Below are 12,118 nucleotides of genomic sequence, written 5' to 3'. Positions count from 1 at the left end.
TATACTACGAAACGGATATGGAGATCCAAGGGTGCATTCTGAGGCAGGCAGCCTGTTTGGTTGCTATGATATATTGATTTCAATATACAAGGGTGCATGCCCCAGCATGCACGCGTTGGTTGAGCTTTCGCTTTATTATGCCGTCTGAAAAATATTGGTGTTTTTAGACAGCATGATGTGAGAACCAATAGAACGCGTGCACGCTAGGCGTGCACCCTACATATGGATTTTAGCAAACCGTAGGGGCGGGCAGGTTGCAAACCAACAAAACTTTGAATCGTGTTGGGTTTGCAACCTAACCCGCTATTATGCCACGCGCGAATGGATACATACCGCCCACACAAGGCCGTCTGAAAAATCAATCTTTCAGACGGCCTTTGATTTGGTTATACTGCTGTCTTTACGGTAACGGTCTTGATTGTCGGTGATTTGGATGTAAACGGCGGGTAGGTTGGGTTTGCAACCCAACCTACGCAACTTGCTACCAACGCGTCGGGTAGATGGTTTGCGATGTCACCGCGTGGGCATAAATGCCCACCCTACGCCTGTTGCGCAAGCAATCCGACCGTTTTGCGGGTTCATCTTCCGCCTGATATACCGTCTGCTTTTAACTTTGATACAGGAATCCTAAAATGGCTCGAGCTCCTATGCCCTTTCAGCGTTTGCCGCAGCGCAATATGAAAAACGCCCAAAAACAGTTGGATACGATTTGCAATGTCTTCCGTCAGTTGATGGCGCAGGGGCGCAATGCCGAGGCTTTGCTGGAAATCCGCAAGGCGGTGCAGCTGGCGCCCAAATCGGCGATTGTATTGAGCGACGCGGCGACGGCGGCGGTGTTGGCTTCTCAATATGACGAAGGTGTCCGCTATGCCAAGCAGGGTGCGAAAATCGAGCCGAAGCGGATTAATCTGTATGACGCGATGGCGCACGGCTACGGCGGTTTGCGCGATTGGGAAAACGCGGGCAAGGCGGGTTTGAAGGCTTTGCAGCTGCGCGATGAATTGTATGGCAGCGGCGCATTGCCCGAACTGCCCGATGTGCAGCCCAAAGCGGGCGGCAAGAAGATTATTTCTTTCTCGCTCTTCGGCGGCCGTCCGGAATATTGCGAACCGGCGGTGATGAATGCGCAAATCAGCAAGGATATTTATCCGGATTGGGTGTGCCGCTTCTATGTGGACGACAGTGTGCCGGCCTATACTACTGACCGTTTGAAGCAATACGGCGCGGAAGTGGTGCTGGTGGATGAGGCGGCGAAAAGCTGGCCGGGGACGATGTGGCGCTTTTTGGCGATTAACGACCCGGAAGCGGCCTATGTGGTGTTCCGCGATGCCGACTCGGTAGTGTCGCAGCGCGAGGCGGGCGCGGTAAACGAATGGTTGGCGAGCGGTAAATTGTTCCACACCATGCGCGATTCGGGTTCGCATACCGAGCTGGTGTTGGCCGGTTTGTGGGGCGCGGTGGCCGGTGCGGTGCCGGATATGCGCGGCAAAATCGAGAAATTCTTAAGCGGCAAGGTGGAATCGCGCCATTTTGCCGACCAATATTTCCTGCGCAGCAATATTTGGCCGTATATCAAGCAAAGCCTGCGCGCGCACGACCGCTTGTTCGGCTTTTACGATGCGACGGATTTCCCCAACAGCCAGACGTTTGATTACGACAGCTACCATGTCGGCTGCGATGAAGCGCGTACCACGGCCACGGCGGAGCTGGCGGGCGTGCCGGACGGTACGCCTATGGTGTGGCGCTTATATACCAAAATCCTGCCGCTGATGAATCCGGATTTTTCGGAAAACGTGGCCGATGAGGAGCGCTTGGTGTGCGAATACACGCTGCCGGTGCAGGGCGGCAAGCTGGCGGTAAAAGTGCCGTACCGCTATGCGCGCGGCTTTGCGCGCAATCTGACACGGGTAACGGTGGATAAAGTAAAATAAAAATCGAGCGGATACAGGCGTATCCGCTTTTTTGCGGCTTTTCAGACGGTCTGCAAGCTTTTAAAATAATGCAAGGCCGTCTGAAAAAAGGAGTAAACCATGCAACCCGAAAATACTGTTTGTATCGTCGTCGATATTCAAGAGCGCCTGCTGCCCGCTTTGCACGAGGCGGACAAGCTGGTCGAGCGCAGCCGCATTGTGGTGCAGGGCTTGAAGGCGTTGGGCGTGCCGCTTTTGGTAACCGAGCAATATCCGAAAGGCTTGGGCAAAACCGTGGCGGGGCTGCAATTATTGCTGGATAACGCGACGGTATTTGAAAAAACGCGCTTTTCGGCGGCGTTGCCCGAAGTTGAGGCTTATTTGTCGGAAAATCGTATCCAAAACGTGATTTTAATCGGCGCGGAAGCGCATATCTGCATGCTGCAAAGCGTGGCCGATTTGCGCAGCAAGGACTGGAATGTCGTCGTGCCGTTTGACTGCACCGCCTCGCGCCAGCCCGACAACAAGCGCAATGCCTTGCAGCAAATGCGCGAATTGGGCGCGGTGGTGTCCAACAGCGAAAGCGTGTTGTTCCAATTATTGGGCGACGCCAAACATCCGGCGTTTAAAACCATTTCCAAGCTGATTCAATAGTTCTCATACAAGGCCGTCTGAAAAATGCAATACACCATTAGCGAAGCCACACCCGGCGATTTGCCCGCCATTGTCGAAATTTACAACAGCACCGTGGCCACGCGCCAATCCACCGCCGATCTTGCGCCGGTCAGCGTGGCCGAGCGCCAGCCGTGGTTTGACGCACACGGCGGCACGCGGCCGCTTTTGGTGTTGAAAAACGCGGCGGGTGAAGTGATGGGCTGGGGCAGTTTCAGCGATTATTACCCGCGCCAAGCCTACCACATCAGCGCGGAAATCAGCATTTACGTGCGCCGCGACATGCGCGGGGTGGGTGTGGGCAAGATTCTGTTGCAAGACATGCTGGAGCGTGCGCCGTCTTTGGGCATACGCAATATTTTGGGCGTGATTTTCGGCCACAACCACGCCAGCCTGCGCCTGTTTCACAACTTCGGTTTCCAAGAATGGGGACGCCTGCCACAAGTGTGCGATTTGGACGGCACGTTGGCAGATATTGTGATTTTGGGGAAAAGGGTGGTGGATTGAGTTTTGATTATGTGATGAACGGATAAGGTGGCAAAATGCCGTCTGAAAATGTTTTCAGACGGCATTTTATTTATATAGTGAAATGAATGAGAAACCAAACCGGCAGCACGGGGTAGGTTGGGTTATCAACCCAACATTTACCAAAGAGTTTGTTGGGATTTCATCCCAACTTACGCAGTTTGATTTTTTACTGCACCATATTAGGCAAGCTCACGGCTGGCGCAACGCTGCCAAATGCGCTTTTACCTGTGCTACGGTTTCTTCGTTAAACAGATTGGCGATGTTTTTCCAAATGCTGTGATAACCGTAAGAGCCGTGTATCATTTCCTGTTTGGCGGCTTCGACCGTCCAGCCCTGATAAACAATGCGGTACATCCCCGCAATCAGGCCGGTGCGGTCGGCGCCGTGGTAGCAGTGGATAAGTACCGCGCCGTGTTGCTGCGCTTTTTCGATAAGATAGAGCGTTTGGGCGATGTGTTTGGGCGTGATGTACCAGGATTTGAGCGGTTGGTTAATCAGGTTTAAGCCCAAACCGCCGAGGTGTTGGCGGTCGTCGTTGCGGTCGAAATAGCGCAGGTTGATAACGCTTTGAATGCCGAGCTGTCGGATGGCGGCGACATCGTCGGCAATTGGCTGCTCGCGCGGTAGAGTTTGTCGTCGATACGGAAGAGATTGGCGTCTTGCTTGAGCGGTGTTGCCCAACGGCCGGAGGCGGCGGGCGGATGATTCGGCGGCAGAGCGGAGCAGGCAGCCAAGGGCAGGGCGAGTAGGGCGGTCATCATCAGGCGCACGGCGTGTCCTTTATCGGTTGCATAATTGGGTTTGAACGAAAGGCCGTCTGAAAATATCGGTTTCAGACGGCCTTTAGCTTGGCTGTTTATTGCTTAACGGTGCAAGACCGCCGTATTCAAATATTTTTGAATGCCGGTGCAAATCGACTGGGCGCATTGCTGGCGGAAGGAGGTGCTGGCAAGCAGGCGCTCTTCGGTCGGGTTGGAAATAAACGCGGTTTCCACCAAAATCGACGGAATGTCCGGCGCACGCAAAACGGCGAAGTTGGCGTCATCGACGCGGCCTTTGTGCAGCTGGTTGAGCTTGCTCAATTCGTTTAACACCGATTGGCCGAGCTTGCGGCTGTCGCGCATGGTGGCGGTTTGGGTCATGTCGAGAATGGCGTTATCCACATGGCGGTTGCCGCTGGTGCGCACGCCGCCGATGGCGTCGGCGTTGTTTTGCGTTTGCGCCAGAAATTTCGCCGCCGCGCTGGAAGCACCGCGCAGGTTGAGCACATACACGCCCGTGCCACGCGCGCTGGGGCTGGTAAATGCGTCGGCATGTACCGACACGAATACGTCGGCCTTACGCGCCCGCGCTTTGGCCACGCGCACATTGAGCGGGATAAACACATCTTCGTTGCGGGTCATGTAAACGGTATAACCCATTGCTTCTAAGCGTTTTTTTGCTTCGCGGGAAACGGATAATACCACGTCTTTTTCGCGCAAACCGCTCGGGCCGATGGCGCCCGGGTCTTCGCCGCCGTGACCGGGATCGAGCACGACAATCGGTGTGCGCCGTCCGCCGGAAGTGGTGGTGCTGACGGGCGCTTGCGCCACTTGGGGCGAACGCCGCGCCGGTTGCGGATCGAGCGTACCGTTGAGCAGCGCCATCATCGGGTCGTTGGTGTCCACGCCCTGCGGATACAAGTCCATTACCAAGCGGTGTTTGAAGCCGCCCACCGGTTCGAGCGCGAAGACCTGCGGGTGCACGCTTTGTTTCAAATCAATCACAATGCGCACGGTGGTCGGCGTATACTGCCCCGCGCGTATACTGCGGATAAAGGGGTCGTTGGGCAGCACTTTGCCGGAAATGCCCTGCAATACTTGGTTGATGTTGGCATTTTGAATGTCAATCACCAAGCGGTTGGGGTTTTCCAGCGTGAAATGCTGGTAGCGCAGATTGCGCGTACTTTCCACTGTTACGCGGGTATAGGCGTGCGCAGGCCAAATGCGCACGGCGGTAAATTGCGCAGGGGCGGCTGCTTTGGCGATGGCGGCGGAAATCGGGGTCAGGGTAAAAAACAAACCGGCCGCTTGGCGGACGATTTGCCGTCTTGTCAGTTTAACCATGCTTCTAAATTTTGTCGGCCTCGGGTAGTGTGGGCGGAAACGGTGGCGTTTCGGCCGTGTTCGGAGTGGTTTAATGAAACGGTGATGTCGGCGGCGGGGGTAAAGCCGCCGCCCTGCTGCGGCCATTCGATGAGGGACACGCAGTTGTCGGCAAACAAATCGTCCAAGCCTGCGTCTTCCCATTCTTCGGGAGAGGCGAAGCGGTAGAGGTCGAAATGGTGCAGCGTGAAATCCGCCAAGGGATAGGATTCGACAATGGCGTAAGTCGGGCTTTTGACCGCGCCGCTGTGTCTCAAGCCGCGCAGTAGGCCGCGCGTAAACGTGGTTTTGCCTGCGCCCAAGTCGCCTTGCAGATACACCACCAACGGCGCAGTCAGCGATTTTGCCCAGCTTGCGCCCAGTTGCAGAGTGGCGTCTTCATCGGGTAAAAAACGGGAAACGGTTGCGCCGTCATTCATAAAACAGGCCTTGTTGTGATAAGAAAAGTCTTAATTATGCGGGAATCGGCCGGGTTTGAAAACCTTGGCGAGTTTAAAATCGCATAAAGATTGGCGCTTAAAAGCCATAGGTATCAGGATTTAAGCCGATTGGATTCCCGTTGGGCGAATCAGGCGGGCGCAGCGGCTTCAGACGGCCTGAGGTTCTAAATGCCGTCTGAAAAGGGTAAAATGCGCCCATCCTTTCATTTCTTTTCACGACATCATGAGCACCAGCAAACAACACCCCATCGGGGTATTCGATTCCGGCGTCGGCGGTCTGACCAATGTGCGCGCCCTGATGGAGCGCCTGCCGATGGAAAACATCGTTTATTTTGGCGACACCGCCCGCGTGCCCTACGGCACCAAATCGCGTTCCACCATCGAAACCTTTTCCATGCAGATTGTGGATTTTCTGTTGGAACACGATGTCAAGGCGCTGGTAATTGCGTGCAATACCATCGCCGCTACTGCCGGTGCGAAAATCCGTCAAAAAGCGGGCAATATGCCGGTATTGGATGTCATCAGCGCCGGCGCAGAAGCAGCGCTGGCGACCACCCGCAACAACAAAATCGGTATCATCGCCACCAATACCACGGTCAACAGCAATGCTTACGCCCGTGCCATCCACAGCCAAAACCCCGATACGCTGGTGCGCACCCAAGCCGCGCCGCTGTTGGTGCCGCTGGTGGAAGAAGGCTGGCTCGACCACGAAGTTACCCGCCTGACCGCGCGCGAATACCTCAAGCCGCTGCTGGTGGACGGCATTGATACGCTGGTGCTGGGCTGCACCCATTTCCCGCTGCTCAAGCCCTTAATCAGCCGCGAAGCCCCGGGCGTGACGCTGGTAGATTCCGCCATCACCACCGCCGAAGCCACCGCCAAAGCCTTGGCTGCCGCAGATTTGTTAAACACGGAAAACGCCGCGCCCGATTACCGCTTTTACGTCAGCGATATTCCGCTGCGTTTCCGCACCATCGGTGAGCGTTTTTTAGGTCGCAGCATGGATCAGATTGAAATGGTGCAACTGGGATAAAAAATGGACAAAGGCCGTCTGAATACGGATTCAGACGGCCTTTTGATTACATACACTTTCAGGCAAAAAAGCGCATGCAAAAGCCTTGCAGAGTGCGTATGATAAACCGTAAGCAAAAAACTGCCTCTGCCATCTTTCTCAAATGGAGGAATCTGCCATGAAACATCAAATCTGCCTGACTGTTTTAACCACTGCTCTTTTTGCCGCACCGCTCGCCCATGCCGAGCCGCCATCCGGCAGCGAACCGTTTCAAGTCGCGCCGGTAAGCTTGAGTGATACCGATACTGCGCATATGCTGGCGGCTAACGACACCAGCCTCAGCAAAAAAAATGTCTGATAAGCTGGAAAAAATGCGCCGTACCCGCGAAAGCCGCCAAATGATTCGCGAACAAAAGCGCAAACGCGATGCGGAGCAGCGTAAAGCCAAAGAGCAGCAACAGCCGCAGCGCCAACCGCAAAAAGTGCAACCGCGTCCGAAATCGGTTCAAGAGCCATCAGGTAACCGATAGGGTGAAATAATTTATTAAAATAGATAATTGCATAAAAGGCCGTCTGAAATCTACTCAGGTTTCAGACGGCCTTTTATGCTTTTGTTATATATAACTATTGTTAGTTATCATAACTATAATCATAATATCGTTAAGAATCCAACAACATTAGTTGGATTTTTTTAAGTTGAATTGTCTAAGTATGTAAATTAATTTTCAAAACAGCCGAACTATCAGCACATAAATTAATCCAATCTAACTGTAACCGAATCGGTTTTCATGTTTGAAAATAAAAAAGAGATAGGAATATCTCGGTATTAATTAACCGTAATGATAGTCAGCCTAAGCAGTAATAGGATTTTAAAGGATGCCTGAAACGACAAAATTACAAAACCGTACTATTTTCAATCAAACCGCCGCCAATCATACGCAGCCCAATCCGCAACAGGAGCGAGGCAATAATAAATTTTCAGACGGCAGCGGTAAAACTGGGAGACATGATTTTGATTTCAATAAATTTATCCAAGAAGATTTAATTTTCTATCCGGAGCTTTCCGCAAAATCCGAGAATGAAGACCCGTTGGACACCGAGGGTGAGAACTTACAACCGGGCTATGAGCTGGTTGAAGAGTCTTATGTTTACCCGTATGTGCCCGAACCGTGGATGCCTGCCGCCGCAAACGACAGCTTGCTGGCGGAGGAATTTGTCCGCAGTAACACGGATACGGATGTTCAGCAGACTGACGGCGCTTCTTCTCTCCCCAATCCATTATGGTTGCTGACCCTGCTGCCTTTGGGTGCACTTGCTGCGGCCGGAGGCGGGGGCGGCGGTTCGGGTCATGCCGATTCCGTAGAAAATACTGCTGCGGACGCCGAGCGGGTTTCAACTGACACCGCGCAGGCGAGCAGCGCCTCGACGGAAACATCTGCCGCCGATACGCAGCAGGTGGAAACGACCGCCGCGCAGACGGTTGAAACCGTTGCGGCTGACGAGGAGCAAGTAACAGAAACCGTTAGCGAAGATGTCGAGCAAAATGAAGCGGTTGCTGAGAATGCGGCAACAGTAGAAACGCTTGAAGAAACTGCGACGGCTGATTCGGAAACGGCGGAAACATCTGACGAGGAAGTCGAGCAGACTGCGGATACGGAGGAAACAGCTGAAACCGTTGCGGCTGACGAAGAGCAAGCAGAAGAAGCTGTTAGCGAAGATGTCGAGCAAAATGAAGCGGTTGCCGAAAATACGGCAGCAGTAGAAACGCTTGAAGAAACTGCGACGGCTGATTCGGAAACGGCGGAAACATCTGACGAGGAAGTCGAGCAGACTGCGGATACGGAGGAAACAGCTGAAACCGTTGCGGCTGACGAAGAGCAAGCAGAAGAAGCTGTTAGCGAAGATGTCGAGCAAAATGAAGCGGTTGCCGAAAATACGGCAGCAGTAGAAACGCTTGAAGAAACTGCGGAGGATAATTCGGTAACGGCGGAAACATCTGACGAAGAAGCCGAGCAAACGGCAGACACGGCTGAAACTGCTGTGGCTGACGAAGAGCAAGCAGAAGAAACCGTTAGCGAAGATGCCGAGCAAAATGAATCGGTTGCCGAGAATGCGGCAGCAGTAGAAACGCTTGAAGAAACTGCGACGGCTGATTCGGAAACGGCGGAAACATCTGACGAGGAAGTCGAGCAGACTGCGGACACGGAGGAAACAGCTGAAACCGTTGTGGCTGACGAAGAGCAGGTAACAGGAACCGTTAGAGAAGATAGTGAGCAAAATGAATCGGTTGCCGAGAATGCGGCAGCAGTAGAAACGCTTGAGGAAACTGCGGCGGATGATTTGGTAACGGCGGAAACATCTGACGAGGAAGTCGAGCAGACTGCGGACACGGAGGAAACAGTTGAAACCGTTGTGGCTGATGAAGAGCAGGTAACAGAAACCGTTAGCGAAGATAGTGAGCAAAATGAATCGGTTGCCGAGAATGCGGCAACAGTAGAAACGCTTGAAGAAACTGCGACGGCTGATTCGGAAATGGCGGAAACATCTGACGAGGAAGCTGAGCGGACGGCAGACACGGCTGAAACTGCTGTGGCTGACGAAGAGCAAGTAGTAGAAGCCGCTAGCGAAGATGTCGAGCAAAATGAAACGGTTGCCGATGACGCAGCAGTAGAAACGCTTGAAGAAACAGCGGCGGATGATTCGGAAATGGCGGAAACGTCTGAAGAAGAAGCCGAGCAGACGGCAGACACGGCTGAAACTGCTGCTGCCGAAGAGGAGCAGTCTAAAGAAACCGTTACGGAAGAGGTTGAACAAAGCGAGACTGTCGAAGACACGGCAGAACGGGAGGCGGATAAGAATATCGGTGCAGCGGCAAGTGTGGATACGGAAACGGTTACGGAGGTCACATCTGATACTGATACCGATACCGATACCGAATCTGCGCAGGAGTCTGCTGAAACGGCAACGGCGGAGGAATCGGACGCGACGGCGGAAGAGGTTGAGCAAAGCGAAACCGCAGAAGATACAGCGGATTGGGAAAACGATAAAAATATCGCGGCAGCGGCTCTTGTCGATTCTGATGTTGAAACCGATACAAGCTCCGAGGCGACGGCTGAGACAACGGAAAATCAAGAGGCTGACAATACGGCGGAACAGGCTTTAACGGAAGAAACCGCCGTAGAGGAAACGACGTCCGACGAGACTTCTACCGAGCAGGAAATATCGGAAACGGTAGATACCGACAGCAGCGCCAGTGAATCGGCTGAATCGGACAGCAGCGGGGAAAACGCCGCCAGTGAATCTGATAGCGAAGCCGCAGAAGCCGAAACAGAGGCGGAAGCAACCCAGCTTGCCGAAGAAAGCGTTGAGGGTGGCAGCACCGTTTCAGACGGCCAAACGGTTGCAGAACAAACCTCCGGTTCGGATACGGAAACGGAATCAACCGATTCGGCGGCAAGCGAGCAAACCTACCGCTTGGGCACTTACGGCTACCGGATTTATTCTTCCGATGAATATGGCGATTACATCAGCGTTGAAGATTTCGGCGCAGACCCGACCGGACAGACCGACAGCTGGGCAGCGATTCAGGCGGCGTTGGAAGCGGCGCATTTGGAAGGCGTCATGCTGTATCTGGGCAGCGGCACGTATTACATTTCCCAACAGATTGTGATTGATGATTCCGTATCCGGCGTGCAGGGTATTTTTGGTGCGGGTATGGGCGAAACCATCATCCAGTTTGACTGGGATCAGGACGGAGTCTTCAATTCCAACACCAATGAAGACGATATCCGCGAATATGCTGGTATTCTGATTGACGGACAAAGCAACAAAACCATTGCGTCTCTATCCGTTGAATACACCAACGATGATTTCTACCGCGAAGGCGAAAGCTATTTCGGCAAAGTGTGCGGTATTTTGGTCAATGATGCCGACAATACCTTAATCAGCAAAGTAGAAGTATCGGGTGCCAACCGCGCAGGGGTGTTCTTTACCTCAACCGACGCGCTGACCAAGGAAGAGGGCAGTAGTTCGACCTATAAAGCGCGGGTCAGAAGCGGCGAAATCGACGAGACCTACGAAGATTTGCCTTTGGGCGAAAACAACCGTTTGGAAGACTGCTATCTGCACAACAACCGCGTGGCCGGTGCGATGGTGGCTTATCAGCAGAATTTTGTGGCTGAGGGCAACTATCTGGCTTGGAACGGACACGAGGCCGATGGCGGTACCGGCTACGGCATTACCACCATGGCCGGCAGCTACAACTACGGCATTACCTATCGGGAGAACACCACCGACCACAACTACCGCAAGGGCTTGGACGTACACGACGGTACCGATATCCTGATTGAAAACAACACGCTTAACGGCGACCGCTTATACGGTATTGCCGTGTATAACCGTCAGTTTTCCATGGATAACGTTATCATTACCGGCAACACGATTACCCAAGACGAAACCTTCCGTTTGGAAACCGATGACAACGACGGCTATGTTTACCATATGTATTCAGCCATCCAAGTGCAAACCAATACCCAATTTCAGGATTTGCACACGGCCGACACAGGTTATTTTGAAATCAGCAACAATACCATCAATAACCTGACGCTGTATGACAATAATATCCAAACCTATGCTATTGAGTTCCGCAATCATGAAACTTCGATGGATTACACCCTGAACATTACCGGCAACGTTATCAGCGGCGATTCGACCAAATACCTGATTGCCGTGATTAACGACACGCAAGATAAAACTACGGGTGAAGACGGTATCGGTTCGGGCACGATTAACATCAGCGGCAATGAAATGACCATCGGCACCATCGCCAGCGGCGCAGTGGCAGTGTATGTAGAGGAAAGAAACTCAGACGACATCGCCTTGCACGGCTCGGTAACCATCGACAGCAACACTTTAACCATCACCGAAGCAGCCAACGGCTATGCCGAATTTGCCTACCTGATTGGCAATGCGGAAGAATACAACGTGACCAACAACACCTTAAACCTCTACGCCACGCTGCGGGACGGCTTGGTGGTGGTGTCCGGCACGGGCGATGGCACAGATGAAGTCGATGCCTATGTTGCCAACAATACCATCAACACTGATTTGACCAAGCTGTATGCAACCTGGCTGCGCTATACCGACGCGGAAGTGTATGCCGACGGCAATACCCACAACGGAGACGATTTAACCAGCGTCAACACCCTCGGCACGGATTTGACATTGGAGGAAGTCTTGTCCAACGTCAGCGACACCGTAACCGCCGCCAACAATGCCGTCTATGCCGCGCTGGCCAGCAGTAATATCGTGACCGTCGCAGATAATACGACCGAGAGCATAAGCGTATTGGGGTAAGTGTTTGATAGGCAAAAAAGGCCGTCTGAAAAATCCATTGTGATTTTTCAGACGGCC

General features: G+C 53.2%; 10 protein-coding genes. 7 read left to right on the top strand and 3 right to left on the bottom strand.

Annotated features, from left to right (window positions below):
- Positions 1-632 precede the first annotated feature (632 nt).
- The 3 genes from J2T37_RS03690 (at position 633) to J2T37_RS03680 (ending at position 3,089) form a co-directional block, all read left to right on the top strand.
- On the top strand, positions 633-1,931 hold the full coding sequence (locus tag J2T37_RS03690) for a tetratricopeptide repeat protein (RefSeq protein WP_253353840.1): 1,299 nt from the start codon (positions 633-635) through the stop codon (positions 1,929-1,931).
- Between the two features lie 99 nt (positions 1,932-2,030).
- Positions 2,031-2,564, top strand: coding sequence for an isochorismatase family protein (locus tag J2T37_RS03685; protein WP_253353839.1), 534 nt, complete (start codon positions 2,031-2,033; stop codon positions 2,562-2,564).
- A gap of 24 nt (positions 2,565-2,588) precedes the next feature.
- Positions 2,589-3,089: a GNAT family N-acetyltransferase gene (locus tag J2T37_RS03680; protein ID WP_253353838.1), complete on the top strand. Its 501-nt coding sequence runs from the start codon at positions 2,589-2,591 to the stop codon at positions 3,087-3,089.
- 210 nt (positions 3,090-3,299) lie between these two features.
- Here J2T37_RS03680 and J2T37_RS03675 read toward each other — a convergent pair whose 3' ends face one another.
- The 3 genes from J2T37_RS03675 to tsaE all read right to left on the bottom strand — a co-directional run bounded on the left by J2T37_RS03675 (position 3,300) and on the right by tsaE (position 5,673).
- Positions 3,300-3,791: a phosphatase domain-containing putative toxin gene (locus J2T37_RS03675; RefSeq protein WP_367398803.1), complete on the bottom strand. Its 492-nt coding sequence runs from the start codon at positions 3,789-3,791 to the stop codon at positions 3,300-3,302.
- 182 nt (positions 3,792-3,973) lie between these two features.
- A complete protein-coding gene (locus J2T37_RS03670) occupies positions 3,974-5,215 on the bottom strand; it encodes an N-acetylmuramoyl-L-alanine amidase (protein ID WP_253353837.1) in 1,242 nt (413 codons plus the stop codon).
- Positions 5,203-5,673 carry a tRNA (adenosine(37)-N6)-threonylcarbamoyltransferase complex ATPase subunit type 1 TsaE gene (tsaE, locus tag J2T37_RS03665; protein WP_253353836.1) on the bottom strand — a complete coding sequence of 157 codons (471 nt, stop codon included), beginning with the start codon at positions 5,671-5,673 and terminating at the stop codon, positions 5,203-5,205. The genes J2T37_RS03670 and tsaE overlap by 13 nt, the downstream gene beginning before the upstream one ends.
- Positions 5,674-5,917: 244 nt before the next feature.
- On the opposite strand from tsaE, the gene murI reads away from it, so the two are divergent.
- From murI to J2T37_RS03645, 4 genes are all read left to right on the top strand, one after another.
- Positions 5,918-6,727: a glutamate racemase gene (murI, locus tag J2T37_RS03660; RefSeq protein ID WP_301286340.1), complete on the top strand. Its 810-nt coding sequence runs from the start codon at positions 5,918-5,920 to the stop codon at positions 6,725-6,727.
- Between the two features lie 157 nt (positions 6,728-6,884).
- Positions 6,885-7,064 (top strand): hypothetical protein, encoded by a 180-nt coding sequence (locus tag J2T37_RS03655; protein ID WP_253353835.1) that lies wholly within the window; start codon positions 6,885-6,887, stop codon positions 7,062-7,064.
- Complete coding sequence (locus tag J2T37_RS03650; protein WP_253353834.1) at positions 7,057-7,236, top strand: hypothetical protein; 180 nt, start codon at positions 7,057-7,059, stop codon at positions 7,234-7,236. Before J2T37_RS03655 ends, J2T37_RS03650 begins: the two co-directional genes overlap by 8 nt.
- A gap of 346 nt (positions 7,237-7,582) precedes the next feature.
- Positions 7,583-12,061, top strand: coding sequence for a right-handed parallel beta-helix repeat-containing protein (locus J2T37_RS03645; RefSeq protein ID WP_253353833.1), 4,479 nt, complete (start codon positions 7,583-7,585; stop codon positions 12,059-12,061).
- Positions 12,062-12,118: the final 57 nt, after the last annotated feature.

The organism is Neisseria perflava (assembly GCF_024170405.1).
Lineage (GTDB): Bacteria > Pseudomonadota > Gammaproteobacteria > Burkholderiales > Neisseriaceae > Neisseria > Neisseria perflava_B.
This window is presented reverse-complemented; position numbering and strand designations above follow the sequence as displayed.

Bases quoted from the DNA above. Each gene is read 5' to 3' on its own strand.
- J2T37_RS03680 (WP_253353838.1), top strand. From the start codon at position 2,589: ATGCAATACACCATTAGCGAAGCCACACCCGGCGATTTGCCCGCCATT.
- J2T37_RS03650 (WP_253353834.1), top strand. From the start codon at position 7,057: ATGTCTGATAAGCTGGAAAAAATGCGCCGTACCCGCGAAAGCCGCCAA.
- J2T37_RS03685 (WP_253353839.1), top strand. From the start codon at position 2,031: ATGCAACCCGAAAATACTGTTTGTATCGTCGTCGATATTCAAGAGCGC.
- J2T37_RS03655 (WP_253353835.1), top strand. From the start codon at position 6,885: ATGAAACATCAAATCTGCCTGACTGTTTTAACCACTGCTCTTTTTGCC.
- tsaE (WP_253353836.1), bottom strand. From the start codon at position 5,673: ATGAATGACGGCGCAACCGTTTCCCGTTTTTTACCCGATGAAGACGCC.
- J2T37_RS03690 (WP_253353840.1), top strand. From the start codon at position 633: ATGGCTCGAGCTCCTATGCCCTTTCAGCGTTTGCCGCAGCGCAATATG.
- J2T37_RS03670 (WP_253353837.1), bottom strand. From the start codon at position 5,215: ATGGTTAAACTGACAAGACGGCAAATCGTCCGCCAAGCGGCCGGTTTG.
- J2T37_RS03645 (WP_253353833.1), top strand. From the start codon at position 7,583: ATGCCTGAAACGACAAAATTACAAAACCGTACTATTTTCAATCAAACC.
- murI (WP_301286340.1), top strand. From the start codon at position 5,918: ATGAGCACCAGCAAACAACACCCCATCGGGGTATTCGATTCCGGCGTC.